A 14,392-nucleotide genomic window follows, 5' to 3' on the forward strand; every position below is an offset into this window, starting at 1 on the left:
AGCGAAGAGGCGCGCGGCCGAGAGCAACCGCCGGTGGCGCGCTACGCACGCTACCTCCTTCGACGCCTTGGGCCCACATGCAAGGTCCGATTCGCGGACGAGACCCTGTGACGACATCGCCCCTACGACCTCCCGACGGCGATCCGTCGGGTGCCCGTAACGCGCCGGGACGGGACCGTGAGGGGTGCGTGGGGCACTATGGCGGGTGTGGCACCCGTACGGTCGTCCCGCGGCGGCTCGGGACCGGCCAGGCGGGCCGGCCGGGCCGTCGGGCGTGCCCTGCGGCGCCCCTTCACCGGTACGGCGCGCGGGATCCGGCGGGCCACGCACGCGCACGGGGCCGGCGAATCGGGTCTCGGCAAGCTGATCGAACTGCACGCCATCAACGGCGCCGGCGATGTGATGATCACAGTGGCGCTGGCCTCGACGGTGTTCTTCTCGGTACCCACGGACGAGGCACGCGGCCGGGTCGCCCTGTATCTGGCGATCACCATGGCCCCCTTCACCGTCCTCGCCCCGGTGATCGGCCCGGCGCTGGACCGGCTGCCGCACGGCCGGCGGGCCGCGATGGCCTGCGCGATGCTCGCGCGGGCGCTGCTCGCGGTGATGATGTCGGGCGCGGTGGCCACGGGCGGGCTGGAGCTCTACCCGGCGGCGCTGGGCGTGCTGGTCGCGTCCAAGGCGTACGGGGTGGTGCGCAGCGCGGTGGTGCCGCGGCTGCTCCCGCCGAATTTCTCACTCGTCAAGGCGAACTCCCGGGTCACCCTGGCGGGCCTGCTCGCCACCGGCGCGGCGGCGCCCGTCGCGGCGGGGCTGCACGTCATCGGGCCGCCGTGGCCGCTGTACGGCGCCTGCGCCATCTTCGTCTGGGGCACGTTCGCGGCGTTCTCGCTTCCGCACAAGGTGGACGAGGCCAAGGGCGAGCGGCGGGCCCGGCTGTCCACGCACGAGCCGCACTCGCGCAAGCCGGGCCTGCGCACGGTGAGCCCGTCGGTGCTGTGCGGTCTGCTGGCGAACGCCTCGATGCGCGCACTGTCCGGGTTCCTGATCTTCTTCCTGGCGTTCCTGCTGCGCGAGCACCCGCTCGCCGGACAGAGCGCGGCGGTCTCCCTGGGCATCGTGGGCGTCTCGGCGGGCGTCGGGAACGCCTGCGGGACGGCGGCGGGTGCGTGGCTGCGGGCCCGGGCACCGGAGACGATCATCGCGGCGGTGCTGTCGGTGACCCTGGGGGTCGCGATCCTGGCGGCGGTGTTCTTCAGCGGGCTGTTCATGGCCGTACTGGGGGCCACGGCGGGCTTCTGCCAGGCGCTGGCCAAGCTGTCGCTGGACGCGATGATCCAGCGGGACGTGCCCGAGGCCGTACGGACGTCCGCGTTCGCCCGTTCGGAGACGCTGCTCCAGATGGCGTGGGTGCTGGGCGGCGCGATCGGCATCGTGCTGCCGCTGAACGGGGTCCTGGGGATGGCCGTGGCCGCGGCGATCGTCGCGGCGGGCACCGTGATGGCCCTGCGCGGCCGCCTCTCCGCCCCCCGCCACCACCCCTCGGGCTCGCCCCGTCCCCGAGTGGCGTAGGGCGTGTCCGGCGGGGGTTTCTTGTGGGTCATGCCGGGCAAACCGGCCCGGCCGGGCCGACCGCGCGCCGCGCGGCAGGCCACGGACACCCCCGTGCGGCGGCGGAGCGGGGTGGCCCGATAGCCTTCGGCTCATGACCGCACCGCTTTTCTCGGGTAGGGGCCGCCGCAGCGTCGCGGCCCTCGGAGCCGTGTCCGCCGGCCTCCTCCTTCTCTCCGCCTGCGACAAGCCGACGCCGCTGGCGACCGTGACGGTCGGCACGTCGTCGGTGTCCACCGAGGCCGTCTGCTCCGACTCCAAGGAGCTCTCCATGGACAAGGTCCAGGAGTGCCTCACCGACATGAAGGACGCCAAGACCATCGACTACGGCCGCGGGGACACCCTGCGTCTCGGCGTCGAGCCGGAAGTCGTCGAGGACGGCAAGCGGTGGCAGGCGGTCCTGGACGGCCAGCCGATCACCGAGCCCTCCTCCAACACCTACCGCAGCTTCCCGGGCGCCGACCTCTTCGCCACCGGCGGCCAGGGCGAGGCCCCGTCCTCCAAGAAGCTGAACATCGTCCAGGTCGGCGAGGACGGCAAGCCGCTCGCCGTCTGGGCCTACAACGTCAAGCTCAAGTAGCCACGTACCGACGGTGCGCGCGCTCATCGTGACCGCGGTGGCGGCGGAGGCAGACTCCGTCGCCGCCGGTCTCACCCCTCATCCGGACCCGGTGACGCCGGAGCCGCGCGCCCTACCCGGCGGATACCTCCTCTCCCGGCGCGATCTGCCCGGTCTCGCCGCCGACGTCCTCGTCGGCGGGGTGGGGCCGGCCGCCGCCGCGGCCGCCACGGCCACCGCCCTCGCGCTGGCCGAGTACTCCCTCGTCGTCTCCGCCGGCATCGGCGGCGGGTTCCCGCCCGCCGCCCCGGTCGGCTCCCTCGTGGTCGCCGACGCCGTCGTCGCCGCCGACCTCGGGGCCGAGACCCCCGACGGCTTCCTCGACGTGCAGCAGCTCGGCTTCGGGCACAGCGTCCACCTGCCGCCCGCCGAGCTCGCCGCCCGCGCCGCCGAGGCCACCGGGGCGCTGCTCGCGCCCGTGCTGACCGTCTCCACCGTCACCGGCACCGCCGAGGGCGCGGCCCGGCTCGCCGCCCGGCATCCGCTCGCCGGGGCCGAGGCCATGGAGGGCTTCGGCGTCGCCGAGGCGGCCGCCGCCCACGGGCTGCCCGTACTGGAGGTCCGCGCCGTGTCCAACGCCGTCGGCCCCCGCGACCGCGACGCCTGGCGGATCGGGGACGCGCTGGCCGCGCTCACCGCCGGATTCCGCGCCCTGGGGCCCGTACTCGTCACCTGGGGAGAACGCCATGAGCACCGCTGAACGGCCCGCTGCACAGCCGCCCGGACGGCCCGCCGAACCGCTCGCCATCGCCTATTCGCCCTGCCCGAACGACACGTTCGTCTTCGACGCCTGGGCCCACGGCCGGGTCCCGGGCGCGCCCGTCCTCGACGTCACCTTCGCCGACATCGACATCACCAACGGCATGGCCGAGCGCGGCGAGCTGGACGTGCTGAAGGTGTCGTACGCCGTGCTGCCGTGGGTGCTGGAGGAGTACGCACTGCTGCCGTGCGGCGGGGCGCTCGGGCGCGGCTGCGGGCCGCTCGTCCTGACGCGTGAAGCGGGGGTGGACCTGGCCGGCAAGACCGTCGCCGTGCCCAGCGAACGCTCCACCGCCTACCTGCTGTTCCGGCTGTGGGCGGCGGACGTGCTGCCCGAGGGCGTCGGCAAGGTGGTCGTGCTGCCGTTCCACGAGATCATGCCGGCCGTCCGCGACGGCCGGGTCGACGCCGGACTGGTCATCCACGAGGCCCGGTTCACCTATCAGGACTACGGGCTGCACTGCCTGGCCGACATGGGCGAGCACTGGGAGCACACGACCGGCCTGCCGATCCCGCTCGGCGCGATCATCGCGAAGCGCTCGCTGGGCGCCGAGACGCTGCGCGCGCTGGCCGAGTCGGCCCGTACGTCGGTCCGGATGGCATGGGAGGACCCGGAGGCTTCCCGCCCGTACGTCCGCGCCCACGCGCAGGAGCTGGACCCGGCCGTCGCCGACCAGCACATCGGGCTGTACGTCAACGAGTTCACCGCCGACCTGGGCGATTCCGGGTACGCGGCGGTGCGCGGGCTGTTGACGCGGGCCGCGGCGGAGGGTCTGGTACCGGCCATCGCGCCGGGTGCGCTGGACTTCCCGTAGGCCGTTTCAGGCCGCTTCCGGGCCGCTTCCACGCAGGTACGACGGTGCCCCGGCCCTCTCGGAGGGCCGGGGCACCGTCGTACGAACGGGCTCGGTACGGGCTCAGACGTCGAGCTGGTCGGCCACCGCGCGCAGCAGGCCGGCGATCTTCGTGCCGTGCACCTTGTCGGGGTAGCGGCCGCGCTCCAGCATCGGAGTGATGTTCTCCAGCAGGGTCGTGAGGTCCTGCACGATCGAGGCGAGCTCGTCGGGCTTGCGGCGCTGAGCGGCCGCGACCGAGGGCGCCGGGTCCAGCACCGTCACGGAAAGCGCCTGGTCACCGCGCTGTCCGGCGACAACGCCGAACTCGACGCGCTGGCCGGGCTTGAGGGCGTCGACCCCGGCCGGGAGCACCGACGAGTGGACGAAGACGTCTCCGCCGTCGTCGCGGGAGAGAAAGCCGAAGCCCTTCTCACTGTTGAACCACTTGACCTTGCCGGTAGGCACGTCCGTCCTCTGTCCTTGTGCTCGTCGGGGTCCGGTACGCCGCGCGGCGGGTCCGGACAACAGCGCAGCGGGTCATGGTGACCCGCCGTATCCAGGCTAGTGGGCGATCGACAGGAGACAAGACGTTCCCCGGTCCTTCGCCGGCTCTTCGCATTTCGGCTGCGCTGTCGGCTGCTTCGGCCAGGGAACTACCCTGGTGGGGTGACTGTTACTCCTCATGGCGATGAAGCGCGGCCCGGCGACGGCCTGGTGCGCGCCGGCGGCATCGTGTTCATCGTGGGCGCCGTGGCGACCCTCGTGACGATGGCCCCGCTGTTCCTGCACATCCCCCCGTTCCCGCCGTCCGCGTGGGCCGTGTGCATGATGATGGGCGTCGGCTTCGCGATCTCGGCGGCGGGCGTGCTGCGCTCGGCGGCGGCCCAGCGCCGGGCCGCCCGCGCGTCCCAGACCTGACGCCCCCTCGGGCCGGACCTGCGGGCTCGGACCTGCGGGCTCGGGCCTCCGGATCGGACCCCCGGATCGGACCCCCGGCTCAGACCGCGTGCGTGCGGACGTACTCCGCGAGCCACTGCGGCAGCGCGGTGAGGTCCGGCAGCACCACGTCGGCGCCCGCCTCCCGCAGTTCCGGCTCGGGGCACGGGCCGGTCGGCACCGCCACCGACAGCGCGCCGGCCGTACGGGCGCCGCGTACGTCGCCCACGTGGTCGCCGACGTAGACCTGCGCCCCGTACTCGCGCAGCGCGCCCGCCTTGGCCTCGGCCCACAGCCGGCCCACGACCGCGTCCGGCTCGATGCCGAGGTGCGCGAGGTGCAGCCGGGCGTTGGGCTCGTGCTTGGCCGTGACGACGATCGCGCGGCCGCCGAGCGCCTGGACGGCCTCGATCGCCTCGCGGGCACCGGGCATCGCCGGGGTCGGCTCGATGGCGTGTGTGGGATAGATCTCGCGGTAGCGGTCGGCCATGGCGGGGATCTCCGCCTCCGGGAACCAGTACGCGAGCTCCTCGTCCAGCGGCGGACCGAGCCGCGTGACCGCCTCGTCGGCATCGATGAACGTACCCGTCTCGGCGGAAAGCGCCTGGTAGGCGGCCTTGATTCCGGGGCGGGAGTCGATGAGGGTCATGTCGAGGTCGAAGCCGACCGTCAGCTGGGCGGACGCGGCGGGCACGGCGGGCACGGCGGGCACGGCGGGGGTCTCGGAGCTCATGCACCCATTGTGCCGAGCCGGGGCGGACGGGCGGGAACAGAGACTTGGCCTCGCCTTACCGGACAGTGAAATTTGGTGCCATGTCAGCGCCCGCCCGCACAAGCCTCAGCGGCGGCGGGAGCGCCAGGCCAGGTAGAGGGCCGAGGCGACGGCCGCACCCCGGGCCAGCCAGGGCCACATGCCCTGGAAGACCCCGCCCAGCCCCTCGTCCGTCAGCGGCGCGCCCCAGCGGCCCTCCAGGCGGCCCCACAGCCACACCACCGCACCCGCGAAGACGGCCCCCGGCAGCCCGAACACGACCGCCTTGCGCTCGGCCGGCCCCAGCACCCGCGAGGCGTACGCGAGCAGCCAACCGCCGATCAGCAGCAGCCAGGAGCCGGTGACCGCGCCCGCCACGAGCACGGCCGCGGACAGCAGCAGGAAGGCGTGCGGCTTCGGGCGCGGGGCGGCGGCCGCCGCCTGCGGATCGGCCGCGGCCCCGGCCGCCGCCTTGGCCTGCGCCGTGGCCTGCCGGCGCTGCTTCAGGAACCGTACGAGGCCCCGTACGGCCGAACCGCCTCCGGCGGCGGGCGCACCCGCGGGACCGGCCGCGGCCTCCGGCTTCTCCTCCTCCACCGGGTTCCTGAACAGCTCCGGGATCTCGATCCCGCCCGCGAAGCCCTCCACCTGCGGCCCGGCGCCGAACGGGCCCGGCGCGACGCGCCACCAGTCGGGCTCCGCCCCGCCGTCGGCGCCGAGTTCGTCGAGCCCCGCCAGGTGCGGCGGCGCGGGCGCGCTGTCGGCCTGGCGCGGCTCCGGCACGGACTTGCGGCGCAGCCGGCCGGGCCCCCGCTGGGTCGGCACCGACGGAGCCGGATCGGGGGTGGCGGCCCGCGTCCGGGGAGCCGGCGACGCGCCCATGCCGTCGAGGACATCCTCCGGCGTACCGATCCGCTCCAGGATGCGCCGTACGGCCGCCGGGGTCTCCGGCTCGTACTTGGCGCGCCGCCGGTCGATCTCGTCCCGCAAGCCCGCCACCAGCCGCATCCGGTCCCCCGAGGACAGCTGCCGCCGCTGCGCCAAGTCCCCGACCCGGCTCAGATATTCGTAGACCAGATGGTCGCTCTCGATCCCCATGCCCGGCTCCTCCCGTACCACCCACCGGAACGGTAGCGCGTGCGCCCGTGGAGCGGCCGAGGGCTCAGCGGATACCGTTGGCCGGATGGGGACCGGCCGACGCGACCATGGAGGCGACCGTGCCTGAGCCAAGCAGCGCTGCGGGAAGCGCCACAGCGAGCAGCGCCCCGCGCTCCCTCGCCGAGGCGCTGCGCGCCCGCGACGACGCGTCGCTCGCCACTCTGCTGCACGCACGCCCGGACCTGCTCGGCCCGGTGCCGGGTGACATGACGCAGCTGGCCACCCGGGCCGGCACCCGGGCATCGGTGGTGCGCGCGCTGGACCGGCTCGACCGGTTCGCCCTGCAGACCGCGGAGGCCCTCGCGGTGGCCCCGGACCCGTGCCCGTACCCGGTGCTGGAGTCGCTGCTGGCCGGCGAGCACGGCACCACCGGGGGTGGGGACAACGGCGCCCGCGCCGAACTCCCGCGCGCCGTGACCACCCTGCGCGACCAGGCCCTGGTATGGGGCGACGACGAGCGGCTGCGGCTGGTCCGCACCGCCCGCGAGCTGCTCGCGCCGTCCGCCGGCCGGCCCTCCCCGACCGGCCTCGGGCCGACCGTCGCGGAGGCAACCGCCGGGATGTCGCCGACGCGGATCCAGGAGATCGTGGCGGCCGCCGGGCTGCCCGCCACGCACGACCCGGTGTCCGCCGTGACGGCGCTGACCGGGCTGTTCACCGACCCGGAGCGGATGTCGGCGCTGCTGGACGAGGCCCCCGCGGAGGCCCACCAGGTGCTCGGCCGGCTCGTGTGGGGGCCTCCGTACGGGGAGGTCACGCCGAACCCGACCCCGCCCGTGCGCTGGCTGCGCGACCGCGGGCTGCTGCTGCCGGCGTCGGCGCGGACCGTCGTACTGCCCCGCGAGGTGGCGCTGCACCTGCGCGGCGGCCTCGCGCACCGGGAGACGGAGCCGCTGGCCCCGGCGGTGCCCGCGGACCGCGAGCACCGTCCACAGCTTGTGGACGCCAACGCGGCCGGGCAGGCGCTGGCCGCGCTGGCCGCCGTCGAGGAGCTGGTGAAGTCCTGGGAGCACGCCGGGCCGCCGGTGCTGCGGGCCGGCGGACTGTCCGTACGGGACCTGAAGCGGACCGCGGCCACCCTGGACGCCACCGAGCCGGCGGCCGCGTTCTGGATCGAACTCGCCTACGCGGCCGGGCTGCTGGCCGGCGACGGGGAGGCGGACGAGCGGTACGCGCCCACCCCCGCCTTCGACGACTGGGTCGAACTCCCGCCCGCCGAACGGTGGTCGGCCCTCGCCGCGGCCTGGCTGCCGGCCACCCGGACCGCCGGCCTGGTCGGCGACCAGGACGCCAAGGGCCGCACCCTGTCCGCGCTGGGCCCCGAACTCGACCGCTCCGCCGCCCCCGAGGTGCGCCGGCGCGTCCTCGAACTCCTCGCCGCCCTGCCCGAGGGCGGCTCCGCCGACGCCGGCGCCCTGCTCGCCCGGCTCGGCTGGGAGCGGCCGGTACGGGGGACGAGCGCGCTGCGCGCCCACCTCGCGCGGTGGACGCTGACCGAGGCCGAGGTGCTCGGCGTGACCGGCCGCGGCGCGCTCGCGGCGCACGGCCGCGCGCTGCTGGAGCACCGTGACCCGGCGCCGCTGCTGGCGCCGCTGTTTCCGGAGCCGGTGGACCACGTACTGCTCCAGGCCGACCTGACGGCGGTGGCCCCGGGGCCGCTGCGCCGGGCGCTCAGCGATGTGCTGGCCGTCCTCGCGGACGTGGAGTCCAAGGGCGGGGCGACCGTCTACCGCTTCACGCCCGGCTCCGTACGGCGGGCCCTGGACTCCGGGCGGACCGCCTCCGACCTGCACGCCTTCCTCGCCGAGCACAGCATCACGCCGGTTCCGCAGCCGCTGGCGTACCTGATCGACGACGTGGCCCGGCGGCACGGGCACCTGCGGGTCGGGGTGGCCTCCTCGTACGTGCGCTGCGACGACGACGGCATGCTGAACGAGATCCTGGCCGACCGGCGGTCCGCCGGGCTGGGGTTGCGGCGCCTCGCCCCGACGGTGCTGGCGGCGCAGGCCGAACCGGGCGCGCTGCTCGACGGGTTGCGGGCGATGGGGTACGCGCCGGCCGCGGAGTCGCTGACCGGGGACGTGGTCGTGGCGCGGGCCGACGCCCACCGGACGCCGGCGCGGTCGGCGCCGGTCCCGGTGCCGGACGGGCCGCCGGTCCCGGACGCGACCCTGCTGGGGGCGGCCGTACGGGCGATCCGCGCGGGCGATCTGGCCGCGACGGCGGTGCGCAAGGAGCCCACCTCGGCATCCGTGGTCCCGGGCGAACTCCCGCGTACGAGCGCGGCGGAGACCCTGGCCACGGTGCAGGCGGCCGCGATGACCGGGTCGGCGGTGTGGATCGGGTACGTGAACGCGGACGGCGCGGCGAGCCAGCGGGTCATCGCCCCGGTCCGGGTGGAGGGCGGCTTCGTCACCGGCTACGACCACACGGCGGACGAGGTCCGGACGTACGCCCTGCACCGCATCACGGGGGTCGCGGAGCTGGCGGAGGAGCACCTGTAAAACGGCTCGCGGCGAGGGGTTGCGACCGAGCACCCTTGCCGCATGCAAGACGCGCAGAACAATCGGCAGATCAGGGCCGCCCACACCGACACCACGGTGACCGTCTACCAGGCGTACGCGCCCGCGCTGGGGCTGCCCGCGGCCCGCGACGGCCGGTTCCCGCCCGCCTGGAAGCGGGAGCGGATGACGTGGATCAAGCCGTCGTTCCTGTGGATGATGTACCGCTGCGGCTGGGCCACCAAGGCCGACCAGGAGACGGTGCTGGCCGTCGAGATCACCCGCGAGGGCTTCGACCACGCGCTGCGCCGCGCCTGCCTGTCCCACTACGAACGCGGCACGCACACCGACCACGAGGCCTGGCAGCAGGCCCTGCGCGACGCCCCCGCCCGCGTCCAGTGGGACCCGGAGCGCGACCTGCACCTGAACCCGCTGGCCCACCGCTCGCTCCAGCTGGGCCTGTCCGGGCCGGCCTCGCGCGCGTACGCCGACGAGTGGACGGTCTCCATCCGCGATGTGACCCCGCTGGCCCGGGAGATCCACGGCCTGGTCCGGTCCGGCGACGAGGCGGCGGCGCGGGCGCTGCTGCCGGTGGAGACGCCGTATCCGGCGGGGTCGCTGGAGCACCTGGGCGCGTAGCGGTCCGCGGCGCGAAAAGCGGAATGCGAAGCATCGTTTTCGCAGCTCAGAGGGGTTGAAGGGCCCCTGTGGTCCCTGTTGCAGAGCGGTGACACACGGGAGATGGATTGGCGATCCGCGATGTGTGAAGATCAGTTCATCGCAGCAGCGGCCGAGGAAAACGAACCGGCGCGAGAGCGACACCCGGCACCACCCGCCCCGGCGCTCTGCCGCGGCATCTCGCATGCCTCTTCTGTCTGTTCCGTCTGTTCCGTCTGTTCCGTCTGTTCCGCCGGCTGCCACCGCTCTGCGCTGCTCGCCTGCCTTCGTGATTCCTTGGGGGGAGTCCACCATGTCCGCTCGCACCGCCACCCACCGCACCCTCCGCTCCGCGGCCGCCACCGCCGTCGTCGCCGCCGTCGCCGGTACCGTCCTGATGCCGCTGTCGGCGTACGCCGCCCCGGCCGCCGAGAACCTGCACGCGCTGAAGATCACGATGGGTGCCCCGGCGCCGAGCGGCCCGCTGACCCGCGGCGGTGCGACGGAGACCTTCGAGCTGACGGTCGCCAACCCCTCGGACAAGCCCCACTCGTACCACCCGTGGATGATCGGCAAGCCGGCCGGCGCGAGCCCGCTCCAGCAGACCGACGTGACCTTCAAGGTCGAGGGCGTGACCGCGCCGGCGACCGAGTCCTCCATCGGGCAGCAGGACGGCGAATGGCAGGGCATGTTCCACCCGGCGGGCAAGGGGGCCTCGGAGGGCTTCGAGATCCCGGCGGGCGGGAACCTGACCTGGAAGGTCACGATCGGCCTCGGCAAGAACTACCCGACCAACGACGGTGACTTCGAGCTGCGCGCCACGAGCTACCAGAACGAGGTGGCGGAGGGCGGCTCCCCGTCGCTGACCTTCAAGGCGGACCCGGCGGTCAAGGCCGGCAAGCTGGAGGCCTGGTTCGACCAGGTCAACCCCTGCCAGGACAAGACCGGCGAGTACCAGTGCCGCGAGATGGACCTGCGCTACCGCGCCACGGGCGACGGCGAGTTCAACACGGCGCTGGCCACCTACCTGGACGTGGACCTCGAAGGTGTCCAGCTCCAGATCCAGACCGACGGCCAGTGGAAGGACCTGTCGGCGAAGGACGGCTCCTACCGTCTGCCCGACATCGCGAAGGGCTTCGGCAAGGCCTCCGGCGAGCGCAAGGTGCACCTGCGGGCCAAGCTCGACCCGAAGTCGACGCTGAAGAAGGAGACCACGGTCACCCTGGGTGCGCAGATCGGCCTCGCCGAGGGCAACACCTACCCGTTCGCGAGCACCGAGGCCAAGTTCCAGTTCGCCCCGGCCACCACCACGCCCTCGCCGGCGCCGACCCCGAGCAAGTCCGCCACCACGCAGCCGTCCACCAGCCCGTCCCCGTCCGCCTCGGCCTCCGCCACCGCGGTCGTCGCCGCGAACAACAACACCAAGGCCACCGGCGCCACCGGCTCCCTGGCCCACACCGGCGCCGACTCGAACACCGGGCTGTACTCCGGCCTGGCCGCCGTCCTCGTCGCCCTCGGCGGTGCCGCCGCCTGGCTCGGCGCCCGCCGCCGCACCGTACGCGGCTAAGACCGACCGGAGGGGCCCGGCACACAAGTGCCGGGCCCCTCCGGCGTTCACCGCGTCGAGCGGCGCCCGGTCCGCCCGTACCCAGGAGCTGACACTCACCCGCTCCGGCGCGTCAGCCGATGACCTTCCGGTCCGCGAAGTCCCGCGCGTGCCGCACCAGATCACCAGGTTCGCCTCGCCTCATCCCCTCGACCAGCGGCCACCCCGGCCCCCGGAACCCGGGCGTGGCCCGCACGTGCGCGATGCTCCCGCTCTAGGCGGCGAGATCGCGCGCATTGTGCCGCTCCCCCAACAGCTCCAGCCGGAACCCGTCCCCGTCCAGCCCGAGCGGCACCTCGAACCCGTCCGGCACAAAAGAATGCCGATCATCCATCCCCCGACCCTAGGGCGAGCTCCTACCGTTGGACCCATGACCGGATCAGACGACAGGCACGGCATCCGCAACCACATCAGCGGCGGGCTGTACTTCAACGCCGTGGTGCAGGGCGCCAACGTGACCCTCCAGCTCCCGGCCACCATCCCGGCCGCTCTGACCGGGATGCCCGCCCCTTCCCCCGCCTTCACGGGCCGGGAGGCGGAGGAAGAAGCGCTACTCACGGCGCTCCTGCCCGGCCCGTCGTCGGCCGCCGCCGCCACCCGCCAGGTGATCGCGGGGCTGCCAGGGGTGGGCAAGACCGAGCTCGCCGTCCAGACGGCTCACCGCGCACGCGACACGACGGACCTGCTGCCGGGCGGCGTTCTCTTCATCGACCTCTTCGGCTACGACGACCGGCGCCGCGTAGGCGCACATCGGGCCCTTGGCTCCCTGCTCCGCGCCCTGGCCGTCCCGAACGAGTACGTCCCGGAGGACGTGGAGGAGCGGGCCGCCCTGTACCGGTCCGTCCTCGCCGCCTACGCGGCGGACGGGCGGCGGATCCTGGTGGTCCTGGACAACGCGATGGACAGCGCCCAGGTCCGGCCGCTGCTGCCGGGCGACCCGGGCATCCCCGTGCTGATCACCTCCCGGCACACCCTGAGCGACCTCGGGGCCCGCGTGCTCGACCTCTCCGTCCTCGGGCAGCAGGCAGCGGTGGACCTCATCGGCCGGAACCTGCGGAGCGTCGTGGGCCCCGCGGAAACCCGGGTCGCGGACGAGCCGGCGGCGGCCGCCGAGCTGGCGGCACTCTGCGGTCGGCTGCCCCTTGCGCTCTCCGTCGTCAGCGCCCTGCTGGCCGACATCCCCGCCCGGCCGCTGCACTCGATGGCGACGGCCCTCGGCGACGCCCGGCGCCGGCTGGAACGGCTCAGCCGCGAAGACCTCGCCGTCCGTGCGGCCTTCGACCTCTCGTACCGGCACCTGGGGCCGGAGCAGGCCCGGCTCTTCCGGCTGCTGACCCTCAACCCGGGCCCCGACCTGGCCACCGAGGCCGTGGCCCGGCTGGCCGGCACCGCGCCCGACGACACGGAGGACCTGCTGCTGCCGCTCGCGCGCGGGCACTTCATCGAGACCGGGCCCTCGTACGGACGCTGGCGCATGCACGACCTCATGCGCCTGTACGCGGACGAACTGTGCCGGGCACAGGACGAGCCGCACGAACGGGAGGCGGCCGCGGACCGGTTGTACCGGCACTACCTGAGCAACGCTCATGCCGCCGACACCCACGTGGACGCCGGACTCCCGCCCGATCCGCTCTTCCCCGACCGGGACGCGGCCCTGGCCTGGCTGGACGCCGAACGGCACAACCTGCGTGCCGCGGCCCTCGCCGCGCCGGGGCTGGGAAGGCCCGCGGCGCTGGTCCACCTGCAGTCGTGCCTGCTCGAATTCCACTCCCTGCGCCGGCACTTCGACGAGTTCGCCGAACTGGCCGACGCCGCACTGGCGGCCGTCCGCTCCTCGGACGATCCGGTGCTGCGGGCCACCGAGGCGGACATCCTGAACAACCTGGGCACGGCCCGGCGCGAGCTGCGCGGCTTCGACGACGCGTCGGCCGCGTACCGGGAGGCCCTGGCCCTGCACGAACGGAACGGGGACCCCTTCTCGGCGGCGGCCACCCTGACCAATCTCGGCCTGACCTACCAGCAGATGAACCGGCCGGAGGAGGCCGTGGACATGCTCCGGCAGGCCCTGGACCGCTACCCGCCTGAGACCGACCCGCGCGCCCGGGGCATGGCGTACAACAACCTCGGCAAGGCCCTGCACGATCTACGCAGACTCCCTGAGGCCTCCGAGGCCTTCGCCGAGGACATCGCCATCTGCCGGACGGCCGGCGACCGCAGGGGTGAGGGCATCGCGCTCAACAACCTGGGGATGGTGCTGCGGGACATGGGGCAATACGGCGCCGCCGTCGAGGCCCATGAAGAGGCACTGGCAGCAGCCGAGGAGACCGGGGACCTGCACAGCGCGGGTCTCGCCCTGTCGAACAGCGGGCTGGCCCTCGCCATGGACCGCGACGAACGCGGCCCCCGGGAGGCGATCGACCGGCTCACGAGGGCCTTGGACATCCTGGAATCGCTGGGTGACGAGCACATGGCGGCTCTGGCACAGAGCCACCTCGGCCTGGTCCTGATCCGGTCCGGCCAAGCATCGGAAGCGATCGCCCCGCTCACGTCGGTGGTCGAGACGAGCCGCAGGGCCGGCGATGCGTACACCGCGGCGATGACGCTGACCAACCTGGGCACGGCGCTGGAGCTGAGCGGCCGGTACGAGGATGCGGTGCGGGCCCAGACGGAGTCCGTCGCCCTCTACCGGCAGCTGGGCGAGCGCCACTACGAGGCGAAGGCCCTGCTCAACCTCGGCCTCGCCCTACGGCGCACCAGCGACCTGGCCTCGGCGCAGGACGCGTTCCAGGAGTCCGCCGCCGCCTTCCGGGAAACCGGCGACGAGCACCTCCTCACCCAGGTCCTGCGGCTCCACGACGAGACCGGGAGAATGCGCACACGGCAGCTGCCCGGGTGGCTCCGGCGATCAGGGCCCCGGACACCGGGCCCCTGATACGGCAGACTGGAGGTTTGGCCGTC

Annotated in this window: 12 protein-coding genes; 9 read left to right on the forward strand and 3 right to left on the reverse strand. The window is 74.2% G+C overall.

Annotation, left to right across the window (positions count from 1 at the left end; translation table 11 throughout):
• The first annotated feature begins 198 nt into the window (after positions 1–198).
• The 4 genes from ACIQU4_RS13905 to ACIQU4_RS13920 all read left to right on the forward strand — a co-directional run bounded on the left by ACIQU4_RS13905 (position 199) and on the right by ACIQU4_RS13920 (position 3,804).
• Positions 199–1,572, forward strand: a complete 1,374-nt coding sequence (locus ACIQU4_RS13905; RefSeq protein ID WP_403729183.1) for an MFS transporter — start codon at positions 199–201, stop codon at positions 1,570–1,572.
• A 133-nt stretch (positions 1,573–1,705) separates the two neighbouring features.
• Positions 1,706–2,191: a DUF2771 domain-containing protein gene (locus ACIQU4_RS13910; RefSeq protein ID WP_385588897.1), complete on the forward strand. Its 486-nt coding sequence runs from the start codon at positions 1,706–1,708 to the stop codon at positions 2,189–2,191.
• 13 nt (positions 2,192–2,204) lie between these two features.
• Positions 2,205–2,930: a futalosine hydrolase gene (locus tag ACIQU4_RS13915; protein ID WP_403729186.1), complete on the forward strand. Its 726-nt coding sequence runs from the start codon at positions 2,205–2,207 to the stop codon at positions 2,928–2,930.
• Entirely contained in the window at positions 2,917–3,804 is an 888-nt protein-coding gene (locus tag ACIQU4_RS13920; RefSeq protein ID WP_403729188.1) for a 1,4-dihydroxy-6-naphthoate synthase, read from the forward strand. The genes ACIQU4_RS13915 and ACIQU4_RS13920 overlap by 14 nt, the downstream gene beginning before the upstream one ends.
• 102 nt (positions 3,805–3,906) lie before the next feature.
• Here the strand turns inward: ACIQU4_RS13920 and ACIQU4_RS13925 are convergent, their stop codons facing one another.
• Positions 3,907–4,290, reverse strand: a complete 384-nt coding sequence (locus tag ACIQU4_RS13925; protein WP_030012939.1) for a cold-shock protein — start codon at positions 4,288–4,290, stop codon at positions 3,907–3,909.
• Between the two features lie 201 nt (positions 4,291–4,491).
• Here ACIQU4_RS13925 and ACIQU4_RS13930 point away from each other — a divergent pair, with 201 nt between their 5' ends.
• Entirely contained in the window at positions 4,492–4,743 is a 252-nt protein-coding gene (locus ACIQU4_RS13930) for a hypothetical protein (protein ID WP_403729190.1), read from the forward strand.
• 79 nt (positions 4,744–4,822) lie between these two features.
• Here the strand turns inward: ACIQU4_RS13930 and ACIQU4_RS13935 are convergent, their stop codons facing one another.
• Both ACIQU4_RS13935 and ACIQU4_RS13940 read right to left on the reverse strand, forming a co-directional pair.
• Entirely contained in the window at positions 4,823–5,494 is a 672-nt protein-coding gene (locus ACIQU4_RS13935; protein ID WP_403729193.1) for an HAD family hydrolase, read from the reverse strand.
• Between the two features lie 105 nt (positions 5,495–5,599).
• On the reverse strand, positions 5,600–6,610 hold the full coding sequence (locus ACIQU4_RS13940) for a hypothetical protein (protein WP_403729194.1): 1,011 nt from the start codon (positions 6,608–6,610) through the stop codon (positions 5,600–5,602).
• 107 nt (positions 6,611–6,717) lie between these two features.
• Here ACIQU4_RS13940 and ACIQU4_RS13945 point away from each other — a divergent pair, with 107 nt between their 5' ends.
• The 4 genes from ACIQU4_RS13945 (at position 6,718) to ACIQU4_RS13960 (ending at position 14,366) form a co-directional block, all read left to right on the forward strand.
• Entirely contained in the window at positions 6,718–9,174 is a 2,457-nt protein-coding gene (locus ACIQU4_RS13945; RefSeq protein WP_403729197.1) for a helicase-associated domain-containing protein, read from the forward strand.
• Positions 9,175–9,216: 42 nt separating this feature from the next.
• Positions 9,217–9,810, forward strand: coding sequence for a DUF4291 domain-containing protein (locus ACIQU4_RS13950; protein WP_403729200.1), 594 nt, complete (start codon positions 9,217–9,219; stop codon positions 9,808–9,810).
• A 331-nt stretch (positions 9,811–10,141) separates the two neighbouring features.
• Entirely contained in the window at positions 10,142–11,395 is a 1,254-nt protein-coding gene (locus ACIQU4_RS13955) for a hypothetical protein (RefSeq protein ID WP_403729203.1), read from the forward strand.
• 409 nt (positions 11,396–11,804) lie between these two features.
• A complete protein-coding gene (locus tag ACIQU4_RS13960; protein WP_403729206.1) occupies positions 11,805–14,366 on the forward strand; it encodes a tetratricopeptide repeat protein in 2,562 nt (853 codons plus the stop codon).
• The last annotated feature ends 26 nt before the right edge of the window (positions 14,367–14,392 follow it).

It is taken from the genome of Streptomyces sp. NPDC090741 (genome assembly GCF_044769045.1).
GTDB lineage: Bacteria > Actinomycetota > Actinomycetes > Streptomycetales > Streptomycetaceae > Streptomyces.

Excerpts from the sequence above, each read along its gene's own strand:
- ACIQU4_RS13905 (WP_403729183.1), top strand. The coding sequence starts at position 199 with ATGGCGGGTGTGGCACCCGTACGGTCGTCCCGCGGCGGCTCGGGACCG.
- ACIQU4_RS13910 (WP_385588897.1), top strand. The coding sequence starts at position 1,706 with ATGACCGCACCGCTTTTCTCGGGTAGGGGCCGCCGCAGCGTCGCGGCC.
- ACIQU4_RS13920 (WP_403729188.1), top strand. The coding sequence starts at position 2,917 with ATGAGCACCGCTGAACGGCCCGCTGCACAGCCGCCCGGACGGCCCGCC.
- ACIQU4_RS13935 (WP_403729193.1), bottom strand. The coding sequence starts at position 5,494 with ATGAGCTCCGAGACCCCCGCCGTGCCCGCCGTGCCCGCCGTGCCCGCC.
- ACIQU4_RS13940 (WP_403729194.1), bottom strand. The coding sequence starts at position 6,610 with ATGGGGATCGAGAGCGACCATCTGGTCTACGAATATCTGAGCCGGGTC.
- ACIQU4_RS13945 (WP_403729197.1), top strand. The coding sequence starts at position 6,718 with ATGGAGGCGACCGTGCCTGAGCCAAGCAGCGCTGCGGGAAGCGCCACA.
- ACIQU4_RS13950 (WP_403729200.1), top strand. The coding sequence starts at position 9,217 with ATGCAAGACGCGCAGAACAATCGGCAGATCAGGGCCGCCCACACCGAC.
- ACIQU4_RS13955 (WP_403729203.1), top strand. The coding sequence starts at position 10,142 with ATGTCCGCTCGCACCGCCACCCACCGCACCCTCCGCTCCGCGGCCGCC.
- ACIQU4_RS13960 (WP_403729206.1), top strand. The coding sequence starts at position 11,805 with ATGACCGGATCAGACGACAGGCACGGCATCCGCAACCACATCAGCGGC.